The sequence below is a fragment of the Brevundimonas sp. UBA6550 genome, assembly GCF_002434505.1.
Classification (GTDB): Bacteria; Pseudomonadota; Alphaproteobacteria; order Caulobacterales; family Caulobacteraceae; genus Brevundimonas.
The window spans coordinates 597,812-615,637 of sequence record NZ_DJKE01000012.1 but is presented as its reverse complement, the minus strand read 5'-3'; the positions used below and the strand labels follow the sequence as shown (position 1 = coordinate 615,637).

9 protein-coding genes are annotated in these 17,826 nt (G+C 67.7%); 7 read left to right on the top strand and 2 right to left on the bottom strand.

The features are described from left to right. The first annotated feature begins 154 nt into the window (after positions 1-154). The 3 genes from B3Z70_RS16385 (at position 155) to B3Z70_RS16375 (ending at position 8,155) form a co-directional block, all read left to right on the top strand. Positions 155-3,025: a TonB-dependent receptor gene (locus B3Z70_RS16385; protein WP_292021188.1), complete on the top strand. Its 2,871-nt coding sequence runs from the start codon at positions 155-157 to the stop codon at positions 3,023-3,025. Between the two features lie 351 nt (positions 3,026-3,376). Continuing rightward, a complete protein-coding gene (locus tag B3Z70_RS16380; RefSeq protein ID WP_292021186.1) occupies positions 3,377-4,885 on the top strand; it encodes a tryptophan halogenase family protein in 1,509 nt (502 codons plus the stop codon). 174 nt (positions 4,886-5,059) lie between these two features. Continuing rightward, positions 5,060-8,155 carry a TonB-dependent receptor gene (locus B3Z70_RS16375; RefSeq protein ID WP_292021184.1) on the top strand — a complete coding sequence of 1,032 codons (3,096 nt, stop codon included), beginning with the start codon at positions 5,060-5,062 and terminating at the stop codon, positions 8,153-8,155. A 61-nt stretch (positions 8,156-8,216) separates the two neighbouring features. Here B3Z70_RS16375 and B3Z70_RS16370 read toward each other — a convergent pair whose 3' ends face one another. Next, positions 8,217-9,617, bottom strand: a complete 1,401-nt coding sequence (locus tag B3Z70_RS16370; RefSeq protein ID WP_292045919.1) for a tryptophan 7-halogenase — start codon at positions 9,615-9,617, stop codon at positions 8,217-8,219. Further along, a complete protein-coding gene (locus B3Z70_RS16365; RefSeq protein WP_292024660.1) occupies positions 9,617-11,143 on the bottom strand; it encodes a tryptophan halogenase family protein in 1,527 nt (508 codons plus the stop codon). The genes B3Z70_RS16370 and B3Z70_RS16365 overlap by 1 nt, the downstream gene beginning before the upstream one ends. A gap of 142 nt (positions 11,144-11,285) precedes the next feature. Between B3Z70_RS16365 and B3Z70_RS16360 the strand changes: the two genes are divergently transcribed. From B3Z70_RS16360 to B3Z70_RS16345, 4 genes are all read left to right on the top strand, one after another. Next, entirely contained in the window at positions 11,286-12,329 is a 1,044-nt protein-coding gene (locus tag B3Z70_RS16360; protein WP_292024688.1) for a LacI family DNA-binding transcriptional regulator, read from the top strand. Between the two features lie 150 nt (positions 12,330-12,479). After that, positions 12,480-15,005, top strand: coding sequence for a glycoside hydrolase family 3 protein (locus tag B3Z70_RS16355; RefSeq protein ID WP_292024661.1), 2,526 nt, complete (start codon positions 12,480-12,482; stop codon positions 15,003-15,005). A gap of 27 nt (positions 15,006-15,032) precedes the next feature. Further along, on the top strand, positions 15,033-16,340 hold the full coding sequence (locus B3Z70_RS16350; protein ID WP_292024663.1) for a cation:proton antiporter: 1,308 nt from the start codon (positions 15,033-15,035) through the stop codon (positions 16,338-16,340). Between the two features lie 37 nt (positions 16,341-16,377). Further along, positions 16,378-17,826, top strand: coding sequence for a sugar porter family MFS transporter (locus B3Z70_RS16345; RefSeq protein WP_409514359.1), 1,449 nt, complete (start codon positions 16,378-16,380; stop codon positions 17,824-17,826).

Below are 17,826 nucleotides of genomic sequence, written 5' to 3'. Positions count from 1 at the left end.
CGCGACGAGGCCGTCAGAATTCAACAGTTTCGGCCGGGTCGGCCGGGGGATCGAAGCCGCCAGGGCGCGCATGCGCGTCGCTGATCGCGGCCGGCCGCCCGGCGCGGACCCATGCGGCCGATCCGAACTCACATCAGGATCAATGGAAACCGACATGTCCCATCACGTCTTCGCCCACGCGCGGGCCGTTCATCGTCAAACCGTCGCCGGCGCCAGTCGGCGCGCGGCGCTTCTGGCGGGGGCCGCCGGCCTTGTCGCATCGTCCGCCCACGCCCAGACCGCCCAGCCTCAAGTCGCCGCTCCGGCCGAGGTGGACGAGGTCGTCGTCACCGGCCAGCGGCTCAGCACCGCCAACGCCATCGAGGCGCAACGCCGGTCGGGCGTCGTGTCCAGCGTCATCTCCTCCGACGACCTGGGCAAGTTGCCGGACGCCAACGTCGCCGACGCCCTGGCGCGCGCGCCGGGCGTCAACGTCGTCGTCAACCAGGAGACGGGCGAGGGCGAATATGTCTCGGTCCGGGGTCTGGCCGGCACCTTCAACGCCTATTCGATCAACGGCGTCCGCGTCGCCCTGACCGATCCCGACAGCCGCAAGATGTCGATGACGGTTCTGCCGCCCAACGGCCTGAAGAGCATCACCGTTTCCAAGACCCTGACGCCGGACATGGACGGCGACGCCATCGGCGGGTCGGTCAACTTCCAGACGCCGACGGCCTTCGACTTCTCCAAGCCGGTCGCGCGCGCCTTTCTCAGTTACGGCGTCAACGACCGGGCCCGGGCGCAGGACGAGAAGGACGGCGCCGGTCAGATCCAGCTCGACTTCGCCAGCCGTCTGGCCGCAGACAGCCGCTTCGGCGCCTTCGTCTCGTTCAACTACGGCAAGAGCAACGGCCTGAACGAAGAATCAGAGAACGACGGCGAATGGGAGCCCTATCGCTGGCGCAAGGACAGCCAGGAGCCGATCGACGAACGCTCCCTGTATTTGCCAGGGATCGACCTGGACTACCGTCGCATCGAACAGGAGCGTTTCGGCGGCAACTTCTCGCTCGACTATCGCGGCGTCGACAACGACTTCTATCTGCGCGGCCAGTACAGCCGGCTGGAGCGGACGGGCACGAACGACTACACCGACTTCCGCAGCCGCAGGACCAAGCGCCTGCAGCAGGTCGATCTCGAAGACGTCAGCCTGATCCAGCCGGACAACGCCGTGGTCGGGTTCGGCGCCAAGGGCCGCATCTACGGCTACACCACCGCCCAGATCAGAGACTTCGACGGCGACGGCCTGATCACCGACGCCGACCGCCAGAGCAGTTCGTCCTACTGGTCTCTGTTCGGCCGGTCCGGGGTGTGGAAGCCCGAAACCTTCCAGTTCGCCCGCACCTTCCAGACCCTGGACCAGATCTCGACCCTGGGCACGATCAATGTGGGCGGCCAGAGCCGTCTGCACCGCCTGACCCTGGATTACGATCTGAGCTACAGCGCGGGCGAGAAGGGCGGGCCGGACAACTATTCGGTGGGCTACAACTGCGACGCCTGTTCGGCGCCGTTCAATCAGACCGGCCTGCTGTGGTCATCCTACGATCCGCGCTTCCCCATGCCGCAACTGCCGGCCTTCGCGCAGAACGCTCCCAACGATCCGTCCCTGCTGCCCTATGACGGCGGCGGCCGCAGCAAGGACAAGCAGACCGACGCGCGCACGGCCTTTCGGCTCGACGCGGCCTACGACATGGACGGCGGGGTTCGACACCTGAAGGCGGGGGTGAAGGTCCTGCGTTCGGAACGCCGCTACGACTCGACCCCGATCTGGGGCGGATCGTTCGACAACACCCCGCTGGCGGGCAGGAACCTGGCCCAGTCCGGCCTGATCGACCGTGAGGTCCGCAACGTCCTGAACGGCCGCTATTACTATGGCGCAATCCTGAACCGCGACCGGGTGACGGCCGCCATCGAGGCCGCCCAGCGGGCCAATCCGGTGACCTATTCCTATGCCGATCTGAACTCGGCCGACAAGCGCGGGCAAGAGACCATCTACGCCGGTTACGGGCTGGCCGACTTCCAGTTCAACGCCCTGGACGTGGTGGCCGGGGTGCGCGTCGAACACACGGAAGTCACCAACACCAACTGGATCGACGACGGCGGCCAGGCCGGCTTCGGCGACACCGACAGCCACTACACCAACGTCCTGCCCAGCGTGACGGCGGTCTATCGGCCTTCGGAAAACTTCGTCTATCGCGGCGCGATCTGGACCAGCTTCTCGCGGCCCGAGTTCAGCAACATCTCGCGCGGCGTCAGCGTCGGGCGTGCGGCCCCGCGCCCCGGCCAGACCCTGGGCGACATCGTCTCCATCAGCCGGGGCAACCCGGATCTGAAGCCGGCCGAAGCGCTGAACCTCGACCTGTCGGCCGAATACTATCCCGACCGTTCCAGCCTGGTCTCCATCGGCGTCTTCCACAAGAAGATCGACCACTTCATCTTCACCAACGGCAGCGCGGTGGACGCCGACACCCAGGAAGGCTCCATCACCATCAGCCAGCCAAAGAACGGCGAGACGGCCCGGATCACCGGGGTCGAGCTGAACCTGATCAAGTCGTTCGAAGGGATGGCGGCGCCGTTCGACGGCTTCGGCGTCGAGGCCAACCTGACCCGTCAGGTCAGCGAGGCCGAGACCGGCCTGGACTACCGCCGGGGTCGCTCGATCTCGTTCATCCAGGCGCCGGACCTGATCTACAACGCCTCGCTGACATATCAGAAATACGGCGTCGAGGCGCGGCTCTCCTATCAGTATCAGGGCGCCTACATCGAAGACCTGCGCGACAACGCGGTCGACAAATGGGTCCAGCCCAACAAGAGCCTGGACTTCCATTCGCGCTACACCTTCCGACCCGGCCTGACGATGGACTTCGACGTGCAGAACATCCTGAACGGGCACCGCTACTACACCACCAAGGGCGAGAGCCCGTCCTATCAGAAGGACTACATGGAGCCCGGCCGCAACTTCCTGATCCGCCTCGCCTATTCCTACTGATCGCGCGCCGTTGGCGGGATTGCTGGCAGTGCGTTCGCCTGAGATCAGAGCGCTGCGCTCTGGATCTCAGGCGACATACGCTTGACCGGATGGGGGAGATCCAGGTCGGAAGCCGAGGGTCACGCCGTGACCAAGCCGCTGTAGCGGTCGCAGGCTGTCTGTCGATCTAGGTCTCGTGCAACCTATTGAAAGGAAATAATATTCCTGGCGGCTTGCCTGGATTTGAAACAGGTTGTAAGGCCGGTTCTTGGGGGCGCTGGATCGGGTCCTCTGACGTCGGCTCAACGTCAGTCGCACGAAGCCGGCCAACGGGGCGCCGGCTGCCCGACCTATCGCCCAGGGAAGATCGCGTTGCCTCAGTCGTCGCAGGCCATCAATCGCATCGTCATTGTCGGCGGGGGGACCGCCGGGTGGATGGCGGCGGCGGCGCTGGCGCATGTGTTCGAAGGCGCCGGCAAGTCGGTGACGCTGGTCGAATCCGAGGCCATCGGCATCATCGGCGTGGGCGAGGCGACGATCCCCGAGATTCTGAAGTTCAACGCCCGGCTCGGCATCGACGAGGCGGATTTCCTGCGCGAGACCAAGGCCACCTTCAAGCTGGGGATCGAGTTCGACGGCTGGCGTCGCGAGGGCCAGCGCTACTTCCATCCGTTCGGCGCGTTCGGCGTCGACATGGAGGGCGTCGCCTTTCATCACTTCTGGCTGAAGGCCTGCGCCGAGGGTCAGGCCGATCCGCTGGAAACCTATTCCATGGCCTGGCAGGCCGCGCGGCGGGGGCGGTTCGTCCATCCGCAGGGCGGGCCGCAGTCGCCCCTGTCCAGCCTGGGCTACGCCTATCATTTCGACGCCGCCCTCTATGCGGGCTTCCTGCGTCGCTACGCCGAGGCGCGGGGCGTCGTGCGGTGCGAGGGGCGGGTCGTCGAGGTCCAGCAAACACAGACGGGAGACGTCTCGGGCTTGGTGCTGGAGGACGGTCGCGTGGCGGCGGGCGACTTCTTCATCGACTGCACCGGCTTTATCGGCCTGCTGATCGAAAAGACCTTGAAGGCCGGCTACGACGACTGGTCGGCCTGGCTGCCGTGCGACAGCGCGGTCGCCGTGCCGTGCGAGCGGGTCGAGCCGCTGTCGCCCTACACCCGCTCCACCGCGCGCGAGGCGGGATGGCAGTGGCGCATCCCGCTGCAGCACCGCGTCGGCAACGGCTATGTCTATTCGTCCAGCCATCTGTCGCATCAGGATGCGGAGGACGCTCTGATGGCGCGGCTGGAGGGGCCGGCGCTGGCCCAGCCGCGTCGCCTGCGGTTCGCCACCGGGCGCCGCCGCGAATGCTGGAAGCGAAACTGCGTGGCGGTCGGCCTGTCCAGCGGCTTTCTGGAGCCGCTGGAATCGACCAGCATCCATCTGATCCAGAGCGCCATCACCAAGCTGATCGCCCTGTTCCCGTCGCAGACGACCGACGAGGGCCTGCGGCGCGAGTTCAACGCCCTGATGGAAGAGGAATTCGTCACCGTCCGCGACTTCCTGATCCTGCACTACAAGGTCACGCAGCGCGACGGGCCGTTCTGGGAACAGGTCCGCGCCATGCCGATCCCTGACCGACTGGCCGACAAGATCGCCCTGTTCGAGCAGACGGGCCGGATCGTCCGGCGCGATCACGACATCTTCTCCGAATCCAGTTGGCTGGCCGTGGCGGTGGGCCAGGGGTTGGCGCCGCGCGGGCGTCACCCGATCTCGGACGTCCTCGGCCGCGATGAAAACCGGGCGCGGCTGGCGGCGATCCGCGACAGCATCTGGCGCACCGCCGACGCCCTGCCGTCCCACGCGGATGCCCTCGCGGCGACGATGAACCGTCGCGCCTGACAGGCGCGCGGACAACACACAACTGTTCCGCCACGCAGAAGAAAAACGCGAGCAAGACTGTCGCGAAGCGTTGACATCGCTGTCAATCGGTAGTCCATACGCTTTGCGGACGGTCGATAAGGCCGCCGACATTCTTGCGACGGGCAGCACCGTCGGACCTCGGGGGAAACCAAGATGAAGTCAGAGTTCTTCGATTCCGGACGTGCGCCTGCCGCGCGCGGTCTGCGCCGTTCCGTATCCGCCCTGGCCTTGACGGTCGCCGTCGTCGGCGCGACCGCCGCTCATGCTCAGTCCGCGCCGGCCCCGCAGACCACGGCGCCCGCCACGGACGACGCGACCCAGGTCGACGACATCGTCGTCACCGGCATCCGCGCGCGCATCGCCTCGTCGCAGGCGATCAAGCGCGATTCCGACACCTTCGTGGACGCCGTGACCGCCGACGACATCGGCGCCCTGCCGGACAAGTCCGTCAACGAGGTGCTGCAACGCATCCCGGGCGTGAACATCAACCGCTTCCAGGGGCCGACCGACCCCGACCACTTCTCGGTCGAAGGCTCCAACGTCATCATTCGCGGCCTGTCCTATGTCCGCTCCGAGTTCAACGGCCGCGACGCCTTCAGCGTCAACACCGGCCGCGCGCTTGGCTTCAACGACGTCTCGCCCGAACTGCTGTCCAGCGTTCAGGTGTTCAAGAACGCCACGGCCGACCGCATCGAAGGCGGCATCGCCGGCGTGGTCGATCTGCGCACCCGCAAGCCCTTCGACAGCCGCAAACTTGTCTTCGCCGCCTCGGCCGAGGGTTCCTACGGCGATCTGCGCGAGAAGGCCGGCCTGGGCTATTCGGCCCTGGTCAGCAACGTCTGGGACACCCAGCACGGCGCGTTCGGCGCCCTGCTGAGCTACGGCGAATCCGACCTCTATTCCGAGGCCTACGGCACCCACCTGACCGACTTCGTCTACCGCCCCGACCTGTCGAACGGCGAGGATCGCCGCTATGTCCCGCGCGGCGGCGCCGTGCGGACCCAGCAGTTCGACCGCTCGCGCTCGACCCTGGACGGCTCGCTGCAATGGGAATCCAACGACGGCCGCGCCAAGCTGACCGGCGAATACATCCGCGCCGACTCTCGCTCGGGCTGGACCGAGCGGGTGATCGAGGTGGATCTGGGCAGCGGCGGCGATCCGACGCCGACCGCCGGCAATCCGTTCACCTATGGCTCCAACGGCGTCTTCACCAGCGGGCTTCTGGTCAACAACGCCCCGAACCTGCAGGTGGCGCCCAAGCGCGAGCGCGATCTGCAGACCCTGACGGAAGACTTCTCGCTGGCGGCGGAGTTCCACCCGACCGACCGCCTGTCGATCTGGCTGGACGCCCAGTATAGCAAGGCCTCGGCCGACGACGTGGACATGAGCCTGTATGGCGCGATCACGCCGGTCTACACCCTGATCGGCGAAGGTCGTCACGGCGTGCCGGACATCCAGTTCGTCGACGCCTCGGGCCAGCCCTCGGCCCTGACCAACGATCCGGCCAACTTCTACTATCGCGCCGCCATGGATCACGTCGAACAGTCCGAGGGCGAGCAGAAGGCGTTCAAGGCCGACCTGAAATACGACTTCGACAACTCGTTCCTGCGCGCCATCCGCATGGGGGCGCGCTATTCGGATCGCGAGCAGACGCGCCGATACAGCGCCTATAACTGGGGCGCGATTTCGGAAAGCTGGGCCGGCGGCATTTCGCCCTTCCAGACGACGGGCCCGCTGGCTGTCGAACAGTTCGACTTCCCCAACTTCCAGCGCGGCCATAACCCGTCGCCGATCAACGCCTATTATCCGACCGTCGGCCTGGCCTCGGCCTATCGCGACGGCACGTTGCAGACCGCTCTGGAAGGCGTCCGCAGCTCGGGTGCGACATGGGTGCCGCTGGACAAGCGCCCGGGCGCTATCGCCGGCACGCGCTTCCTGCCGGGCGAGATCAACAACTCGAACGAGCAGACCACCTCGGCCTACGTCAGATTCGATTTCGGTCGCGACGACATCTTCGGGCCCGACACGGCCCTGACCGGCAATCTCGGCCTGCGCTACGCCAAAACCGAGTTCCAGACGATCGGCTTCGTGGCCAGCCCCAACGTGGGGCTGAACTTTGGCGACGCCAACCAGAACGATCCGCGCTTCCCCGGCCAGAACATTCCAGTGACGCAGAACAACGCAGCGGCCATCGCTCGCTATCGCTGCAGCCTGATCCAGCCGGGTCAGTCGGCGCCGGGATACTGCCTGCTGTCCGATACGCGCCTGAACGAGCTGATCGCCTTCAGCGACGGCAGCAACCAGGAAGTCGAGCGCAGCAACAGCTACGATGATTGGCTGCCTAGCCTGAACCTGAACCTGAAGTACAAGGAATGGGTCTTCCGGGGCGCAGTGTCGCGCGCCATGACACGCCCGGACTTCGGTGTAACAGCCTTCTCGGCGACGCTGTTCTATACCGACATGAACCAGATTCGCGCGAATGGCGGCGACGTCAATACGGCGCCCTTGCTGACCACATTCACCGGCGGTTCGCAGCTGACGGGGGTTCGCGCCTGGAATTATGATCTGGGCGTGGAGTGGTACTTCAAGCCTGGCAGCTCGCTGACCTTCAACGCCTTCTACAAGGATCTGACGGACATCCTGGCCAGCGGCTCGAATGTTCAGCAGTTCAGCAACGCTCAGGGCGTCACGACCGATGTTCTGGTCAACCAGCAGGTGAATATCGGCTCCGGTTGGATCAAGGGCTTCGAGGTCGGCTATCAGCAGACCTACACCTTCCTGCCGGGTCTGCTCAGCGGGCTGGGGATCGAGGCCAACTATACCTTCGTCGAGCCTTCGACCTTCCCCAACGCCGTGACCGAGCCTCGCTACGTGGGGCTGGAGCTGCCGCTGCAGCAGTTGTCGCGCCACACCTACAACTTCTCGGTCTTCTACGAGCGGGATCGTCTGTCGGCGCGTCTGGCCTACAACTGGCGCAACGGCTTCCTCCTGACGCCGCGCGACGACATCAATCCGTTCTCGCCGATCTTCAACGCCTCGACGGGGCAGCTGGACGGGTCGATCTTCTACACCCTGAACGACAACTGGAAGATCGGTCTGTACGGCGCCAATCTGCTGGACGAAGTCACCGTCACGGAGCAGCAGACGTCCTACCCGCTCAACGGCGTCAATCAGGCCGGCCCGTTGGCCCCGCGCTCCTACTTCCGCAGCGACCGCCGCGTGACGCTGAGCCTGCGCTACACCTTCTAAGACCTTCTCTGAGCCGAAGGCCTGGGGCGTCGATCACCGATCGACGCCCCTTTTTTATGGATCAGCCGGCGGCGTGCAGCTCGGCCATGACGGTATCGTGCGTCGGCAGGGCCGCCAGCGTCTGGTCGAAGGCCATGACCATGCGTCCCAGCGCGCCGAGGGCGGCCGACAGGTCCAGCCGGTCGGCCTGGACGTCATGGCGGCGGGGCGTCAGGCCCAGGCCCGCCATCAGCATGGCCCAGTGCTGGGCGTCATAGGGATCGCCGTCCAGCAGGACCGCGCCGTTGCGCGACACGAACTGACGAACCCGCCGTTCCAGATCCGGCCCGAACGGCGCCATCGCCGCACCTCGCGGACCGTGCCGCAGGATCAGGTGCAGCCGGTCGGCGCGATGGCCGAGATCTCTGACGGTCGCCGTCGTATAGGCTGCGGCGCAGGCCGGGGTCTGGTCCGGCGCGCCGGGCAGACAGGCGGCCAGCGTCTTCAACTGCTGACCGAGAACGATGTCGTCCAGCCCCAGGGCAGGGCCGAAGCGGGCGGCCGCCGGCCCCAGCGCCAGTCGGTCGCCCGCCCAGGGCGTCCGAAGGAAGCCGGGGCCGGCGGCGGCATCGGATTGGCTGACGATCTCGACATCGCCAAGGACGGCCATCAAAGCTCGCCTCGCCTGATCCGGCGATGTCTGTCGTTCGGCGTAGCAGAGGCTGGCCACGCCGGCGCCGCGCAGCGGCGTCAGGGTCAGCAGACCTTCGGCCAACGCCCGCACGGCGACATGGGGCGGTTGGTCGTCGCCGCGATAGCGGACGGCCAGACGGCGATCATGGCCCAGCCGGTCGCGCCAGTCGTCGTCGCCCCGGAAGACGGCGGCGCGCGTGTCGAGGGTCATGAAGGGCGTCGATCCCTCCGGCTCGCCTGCCGCAACAGACCGGGCGCCGTCGCGCAGGGCCGCCGCTTTCAAACGCGCCGTCAGGACCGCGCGGTCCAGCAGCAGCCGGGGTCTCAGCAGCGAACGCGGCGACTGCCGGTCGGGGCTGGGGTGGGCGTATTTGCCCGCCGACATGACCCGCGCCTGAAACCGAAGCGGCTCCAGCAGGGCGGCATAGCCATGCCCGCCCGGCGACCGTTGCGCGGCGCGCAGCACCACGTCCTGAACGGCGACGCCGTCGATGGCGGGCAAGGGCTCCTGCTCGACCACCGCCACATCGCGCCCCCCGCACCAAGCGCGCAGCACCACGCCCAGGCAGAAGCCGCCTTGGGCCTGGACCATCAGGTCGTCGCCGCCGTCCGCCAACTGCAGGAGCAGCCCGTCCGGCTCGACCAGAACGGGCTGCAGATCCCGGGCCTCCGGTTCTGGTCCCGCCTCGACCGTCACCGCATGGCCGTCCGGCAGGGCGCGGGCCAGCAGGGCCGCCGCCGCCCAGGCCGCCGGCCCGTCGCCCTGAACCCGCCAGGTCTTCGTCGCCATCAGACCGCCCCCCGCATGGGCCGACCCTTGGCCCGAATGAAGCTCATATGATCCGGCGTCCCGTCCACCGCGTCCCGAACCGCGTCGCGCAGTCCGCCAAGCTTTGCGGAAAGCCTGCCAGCATCCAGGCGATCCACGCGCGGGTCCCAGCCCTGCGGCACGATGTTCTGGCCGATCAGCACGGCCAGCCAGCTGGGCGGATGAAACACCCCAACGTCACAGTCGGGCAGCAGGCCGCGCGAGACGAAGGCCTCGACCTTGGCCGACAAACTGTCCGGCCAGGCCATCTCTCGCATTTCGCGCCAGAACGGCTCGTCGCGCTGGTTCGCGACATAGTGCAGGACCAGGAAGTCGCGGATGCGGTCGAATTCCAGCGCCATGATCTCATTGTATTCGCGCGCGTCGTCCGCCATCCCCGCCTGATCGGGGAACAGGTCGAGCAGGGTCGTGACGCCCAGTTGGATCAGATAGATGCTGGTCGATTCCAGCGGCTCCAGGAACCCGCCCGACAGGCCGATGGCGACGACGTTGCGGTCCCACAGTCTGCGCCGCCGCCCGGTGCGGAACGACAGCCGACGCGGCTCCGCCAGCGCCGGCCCCTCCAGATTGGACATCAGGGTCCGTTGCGCCGCCTCATCCGAAAGATGGGCCGAGGGGAAGACCAGTCCGTTGCCGGTCCTGTGCTGAAGCGGGATCCGCCATTGCCAGCCGGCCTGACGGGCCGTCGCGCGCGTATAGGGGCCGACCGGCGCCGCCGTCTGGCACGGCACGGCGAAGGCGCTGTCGCAGGGCAGCCAATGGCTCCAGTCCTCGAAACCCGTGTCCAGCGCCTGGGCGATCAGCCGCCCGCGAAAGCCCGAACAGTCGACGAACAGGTCGCCTTCGATGCGCCGTCCGCCTTCCAGCGTCAGGGCCGCGACATGGCCGGTCTCGGCGTCCAGATGGTGCTCGACCACCTTGCCCTCGGTGCGGACCACGCCGCGCCCGCACGACACCTCCCGCAGGAAGGCGGCGTAGAGGCTGGCGTCGAACTGGAAGGCGTAGGAGAAGGTGGACAGGGGCGAACCGGCGTCCGACGTCGGCCGCTGGAACCGGCAGGCCTCCGCCGCCCGCACCGGATAGCTGTAGTCGTCCAGCGGCGTTACGTCGCCGCCCGCCCGGCGCGCGGCCCAGACCTGGTGGAAGTCGATCCCCTCGAACGGCTCGCCATAGGCGCCGAAGGGGTGGATGTAGGCGTCGCCCGGCCGGCCCCAGTCGACGAACTGGATGCCCAGTTTGAACGTCGCCTGGGTGCGGTCGATCAGGGCCTGTTCGTCGATGCCCATGGCGGTGTTGAAGGCGCGGATGTGGGGCAGGGTGGCCTCGCCCACGCCGACGATGCCGATGGCGTCGGATTCGATCAGTTCGATCTCGACGCCGCGCCCCGCCAGCCGATGCGACAGGGCGGCGGCGGTCATCCATCCCGCCGTGCCGCCGCCGAGAATGACGACCCGTTTAATCGAGCCCTGATCTTCGATCGTGTCCATGCGGCTTCGTATCAGATGAAACCGGCCCATGACAGCGCAGGACAATCGGCGAAGAATATGCGCTCGCGCGACATCGCTATTCCCGTCTCAGATGCTAAGAACGATTGCAGCGGATGGTGTTCGGGGGCGGAATTTGGCGACGGTGACGATCTATGACGTGGCGGCCAGGGCCGGCGTCTCCATCAAGTCTGTGTCGCGCGTTCTGAACAACGAGCCCAATGTCAGCCCCTCGCTGCGCGCCAAGGTCGAGGAGGCCGCCACGTCTCTCGGCTATCGGCGCAGTCTGTCGGCGCGCAGCCTGGCGGGGGCCTCCTCGTCCCTGATCGCCGTGCTGGTCGACGCCGACCTGACCATCGAACACTGGAAGAGCGGCCGGGGCAGCGACTATCTGGGCCGTCTGGAGTTCGGCGCCCTGATGGAGGCGCGTCAGGTCGATTATCACCTGATGGTCGAACTGGTCGATCACAACTCGGCGGACCTGGAGCGGGATCTGATGGCCCTGCTGAACTCGATCCGGCCCGAGGGCGTCATCCTGACCCCGCCCAATTCCGACAACGCCATGGTCATGGATGTGCTGGACGCCGCCGGCACCCCCTACGCCCGGATCGGGCCGGAGGCCGCCTTCGACCGGGGCTATTGCGTCGAGATGGACGAGCGGCGCGCGGCGCGCGAGATGACCGCCCATCTGATCGCCCTGGGTCACGACAGGATCGGTTTCGTCACCGGGCCCATCGCCTATGGCGCCAGTCGCCGTCGTCTGGCCGGCTATCGCGACGCCATGGCCGAGGCCGGGCTGGAGGTTCAGGCGAACTGGGTGGTGGAGGGCGACTTCACCTTCAGGTCGGGAACCGTGGCCATGGAGCGGCTGCACGAGGCCGCGCCCGAGATCACAGCCGTCTTCGCCAGCAACGACGACACCGCCCTGGGGGTGCTGCATGGCGCGGCGCGTCTGGGCCTGTCGGTTCCGGCCGACCTGTCCGTCGCAGGCTTCGACGATTCGCCGGGCGCGGGGTTCAGCACCCCCGATCTGACCACCATCCGCCAGCCGGTGGCGGAGATGGCCGCCGCCGCCGCCCAACGGCTGATCCCCCCGCTGCGTCGCCTTCTGGCGGGCGACCCGAACGCCCGGGTCATCGTCGCTCACGACCTGATCGCCCGCCAATCCACGGCGGAGCGCCCACGCTGACGCCATCGGCCAGCCTTTTTCTTGACAGCGCTGTCATTGGTTTGGCACAGTCGGATCGTCCATTGTTTGTCGGACGTCAGCATTGGCCTGAACGCGCGCCGCCGGGGTTGGCTTGGGCGGCGCGAGGGCCGTAAGGATCGGGCCTCGTCCATGCGAAAGACCGCCACCGCCTTGGTGATCACCCTAATGTCGAGCGCCTGCGCGGTCGCCATGCCCTCTCGTTCTGTTCCGGTTCAGGCGATGACGGCCCAGGCGTCGATCGTGACGGATGCGGCGCGGGCGCATCCGGGTCTTTGGCCGCGTGCGGCGTCGCCGGCGGCGATGACGGATCGGGCGACGGAGGCCTTCGTCACCGAACTGATGAGCCGGATGACGCTGGAGGAGAAGGTCGGCCAGACGATCCAGGCCGACATCGGCTCGATCAAGCCCGAGGATCTGCTGACCTATCCGCTGGGGTCGATCCTGGCGGGCGGCAACTCTTCGCCCGGCGGGGACGAGCGCGCCTCGGCCGACAAATGGGTCGAACTGGCCCGGGCCTTCCGCGCGGCGGCGGCCCAGCGGCCGGGCGCCAAGGTGCCGCTGATCTACGGCATCGACGCCGTGCACGGTCACAACAACATCGTCGGCGCCACCATCTTTCCGCACAATATCGGCCTGGGCGCCGCGCGCGATCCCGACCTGATCCGCCGTATCGGCGAAGCGACCGCGCTGGAAGTGGCGGTGACCGGCGCCGACTGGACCTTCGGCCCGACCCTGGCCGTGCCCCGCGACGACCGCTGGGGCCGCGCCTACGAAGGCTATGCCGAGAACCCCGAGGTGGCGCAAAGCTACGCCGGGCCGATGACCCTGGGCCTGCAGGGCGCGCTGTCGGCCGACCATCCGCTGGCGGCCGGCCACATCGCCGGCTCGGCCAAACACTTCCTGGCCGACGGCGGCACCACGGGCGGCAAGGATCAGGGCGACTACGCCGGCTCCGAACAGGAGATGATCCGCACCCACCTGTCCGGCTATCCCCAGGCCATCGACGCCGGCGTGCTGTCGATCATGGCCAGCTTCTCCAGCTGGAACGGCGTCAAACATTCGGGCAACGAAACGATTTTGACCGACGTGCTGCGCGGCCCGCTGGGCTTCGACGGCTTTGTGGTGTCGGACTGGAACGCGCATGGCCAACTGCCCGGCTGTTCGAACGAAAGCTGCGCCCTGGCCTTCAACGCCGGCATCGACATGTTCATGGCGCCCGACAGCTGGAAGCCGCTCTACGCCTCGACCCTGGCCCAGGTGAAGTCGGGCGAGATCCCGATGGCCCGGCTGGACGAGGCGGTGCGCCGCATCCTGCGGGTCAAGGTCAAGACCGGCCTGTTCAACGACAGCCGCCCGGTCGAGGGCCATCTGAACGAGCTGGGCTCGCCCGCCCACCGCGCCCTGGCCCGCGAGGCGGTGCGCAAGTCGCTGGTGCTGCTGAAGAACGAGGGCTCGGTCCTGCCGATCCGGTCGGGCGCGCGGGTGCTGGTCGCGGGCCACGCCGACGACATCGGCCAGGCCTCGGGCGGCTGGACCCTGACGTGGCAGGGCACGGGCAACACCAACGCCGACTTCCCCAACGGCCAATCGATCTGGAGCGGCATCCGCGAGGCCGTGACCGCGGGCGGCGGCCAGGCGACCCTCAGCGCCGACGGATCCTTCACCCAGAAGCCCGACGTCGCCATCGTCGTCTTCGGCGAGACCCCCTATGCCGAGTTCCAGGGCGACGTGGATACGCTGGACTTCGTCCCGACCGAACCGCTGGAGACTTTGAAGCGTCTGAAGGCGGCGGGCGTGCCGACCGTCTCGGTCTTCCTGTCGGGCCGTCCGATGTGGACCAACCCGGAGATCAATGCGTCGGACGCCTTCGTCGCCGCCTGGCTGCCGGGCACGGAAGGCGCAGGCGTCGCCGACGTGCTGATCGGCGATCAGGCCGGCAAGCCCCGCAACGACTTCCACGGCGCCCTGTCCTTCAGCTGGCCCAAGACCGCTAAGGGCGAGCCGCTGAACGTGGGCCAGCCGGGTTATGATCCCCAGTTCGCCTATGGCTACGGCCTGACCTACGCCCGACCCGCCCGCGTCGGCGCCCTGTCCGAGGACAGCGGCGTGGCCGGCGCGGGCGGCAGCCTGGACCGCTATTTCGTCGACGGCCGCTTCGTGGCCCCCTGGTCGCTGATGCTGCGCGACGCGGGCGGCGATTTCCGGCTGGGCGCCGAGAAGACGGGCGCCAGTCCGCGCGGCGGCGTCTCCGTGCGCTCCACCGACGGCGCCGGCCAGGAATCGGCCCGCGCCCTGACCTTCTCGTCCGCCGGCGGCATGGCGATGATCGTGGCCCAGCCTGTCGACCTGACCCGTCAGTCCAACGGCGAGATGGCCATCGCCTTCCGCTATCGCGTCGACGCCGCCCCGGTCGCCCCCGTGCAACTGGCGCTGGGCGACGGACAGGTGGACTTGACCAGCCTGTTCAAGGCTGCGCCCCTTGGCGAATGGCGGACGCTCAAGGTGCGTCTGTCGTGCCTGCGCGACGCCGGCGCCAATCTGGCGGCGGTGGAACAGCCCTGGGGCCTGCGTTCCAATGGCGCCTTCGCGGTGACGGTGGAAAATATCCGCCTGGCCTCCAATGAGGGTGATACGGTCTGCCCGACGACGCATTAAGGGCTCTTCGGGGGAGGGGGCTGGACGATGACGAATGCTGAGCTGAGCGTCGCCTTCTTCCTGCAGATGGCGATCATCGTCGCCGCCTGCCGGATCGTGGGCTGGCTGGCCAAACGCTATCTGGGCCAGCCTCAGGTGGTGGGCGAAATGATCGCCGGCGTCATCCTGGGGCCGTCGTTGCTGGGCCTGCTGTCGCCCGATCTGCAGGCGGCCCTTTTCCCCAAGGACTCGCGCTCCATCCTGTTCGTCGGCGGTCAGTTGGGCGTCGGCCTCTACATGTTCCTGGTCGGCCTGGGCTTCCGGCGCGATCATTTCCAGGCCAACGCCAAGAGCGCGGCGGCCGTCTCCCTGGCCGGCATGGCCGCCCCCTTCCTGGCCGCCGTCGCCATCGCGCCCTGGCTGGTCTCCATGGGTCTGTTCGGCGACGGCATCGCCACATGGCAGGCCATGCTGTTCATGGGCGCGGCCATCTCCATCACCGCCTTTCCCATGCTGGCGCGCATCATCCATGAGCGGGGGCTCAGCGGCACCCGGCTGGGGTCGCTGTCGCTGGCGGCCGGCGCCATAGACGACGCGGGCGCCTGGTGCGTCCTGGCCGTCGTCCTGGCCAGTTTCGGGGCCGGCCCGATGGTGGCGATCGCGGCGATCTGCGGCGGCGGCGCCTTCGCCCTGTTCATGCTGACCCTGAGCCCCAGGCTCCTGGCGCCCCTGGGTCGGATCGCCGAGCGCGAGGGGCGGGTGGGGCCGACGCTGCTGGGCGTCGTCGTGATCCTGTTCATGGCCAGCGCCTGGGCCATGGATGCGGTCGGGGTTCACGCGGTTTTCGGCGGCTTCATCCTGGGCGTCGTCATGCCGCGCGGCGTGCTGGCCCAGGACGTGCGGCGTCAACTGGAGCCGTTGGTGGTCCTGTTGCTGCTGCCGATGTTCTTCACCTTCTCGGGCCTGAACACCCAGCTGACCCTGGTCGACAATCTGGGGCTGGTCGCGGTGACGGGCGTCATCCTGATCGGCTCCATCCTGGCCAAGGGCGGCGCCTGCTGGGCCGCCGCCCGCCTGACGGGTCAGGACAACGCCACGGCCCTGGGCATCGGCGCCCTGATGAATGCGCGCGGCCTGATGGAGCTGATTATCATCAACATCGGCCTGCAGCGCGGCATCATCGGTCCGGCCCTGTTCTCGATCCTGGTGCTGATGGCCATCATCACCACCCTGATGGCTTCGCCGATGTTCGAATGGGTCTATGGACGAAGGGCGCGCGAGCGCGGTGATCTAGGCGGCCTGAACGACGCGGATAACGACCTGGCGGCGCCTGCCGCCTCGGCGCACAAAGCCTGACGAAAAAAAGACGAGCCGCCCGCGTCGGACGGGCCTTATGGGAGGGACTATCGAAATGGCGGGACCGACGGGGGGCGCAGGCCCCGATATTGCGGGGAGCGACCGGGTCGACATGGCCTTCATCGCCCTGATCGTGGCGGTGGCCACCATCGGCGGCTTCATGTTCGGCTATGATTCCGGCGTCATCAACGGCACCCAGGACGGGTTGGAGGCGGCCTTCAACCTGTCGGCCCTGGGCACCGGCTTCAACGTCGGCGCCATCCTGCTGGGCTGCGCGGTCGGCGCCTTCATCGCGGGGCGGCTGGCGGACGCCATCGGCCGCCGCACGGTGATGCAGATCGCAGCCGCCTTGTTCATCGTCTCGGCCTTCTGGGCGGGGGCGGCCGACAGTTCGGCCCATTTCATCATCGCCCGCTTCATCGGCGGCCTGGGCGTGGGCGCGGCTTCGGTGCTGTCGCCGGCCTACATCTCCGAAGTGACCCCGGCCTCGATCCGGGGGCGGCTGTCCTCGGTGCAGCAGATCATGATCATCACCGGCCTGACGGGCGCCTTCGTGGCCAACTACGTCCTGGCGCGGACGGCCGGCGGATCGACCGCCGACTTCTGGCTGGGCTTTCCCGCCTGGCGCTGGATGTTCTGGCTGCAGGTGATCCCGGCCGCCGTCTATCTGATCGCCCTTCTGGTCATTCCCGAAAGCCCGCGTTTCCTGGTCGTCAAGAAGAAGGACGCCCAGGCCGAGGCCGTGCTGTCCAAACTGTTCGGCGCGGGAGCCGGCGCGCGCAAGGTTCAGGAGATCCGCGCCTCCCTGGCCGCCGACCACAAGCCCAAGTTCGCCGACCTGCTGGACCCCGCCACCCGGAAGGTGCGCCCCATCGTCTGGGCCGGCCTGATCCTGGCCGTGTTCCAGCAACTGGTCGGCATCAACATCGTCTTCTACTACGGCGCGGTGCTGTGGCAGTCGGTCGGCTTCTCCGAGAACGACGCGCTGCAGATCAACATCCTGTCCGGCGTCCTGTCGATCGCGGCCTGTCTGGCGGCCATTTCGGTCATCGACAGGATCGGCCGCAAGCCCCTGCTGCTGATCGGTTCGGCGGGGATGTTCGTGACCCTGGCCACGGTCGCCTGGTGCTTCTCCAAGGCCGCCCTGATCGACGGGTCGCTGCATCTGGACGATGAGACCGGCCTGATCGCCCTGATCGCCGCCAACGCCTATGTGGTCTTCTTCAACTTCAGCTGGGGCCCGGTGATGTGGGTCATGCTGGGCGAGATGTTCCCCAACCAGATGCGCGGCTCGGCCCTGGCCGTCGCCGGCTTCGCCCAGTGGATCGCCAACTTCGCCATCTCGGTCAGCTTCCCCTGGATGGCCGCGACCCTGGGTCTGGTCGTCACCTACGGCTTCTACGCCGTCAGCGCCCTGATCTCCTTCTTCCTGGTCCAGGCCTGGGTGAAGGAGACGCGCGGCCGCGAACTGGAAGACATGCGCTGA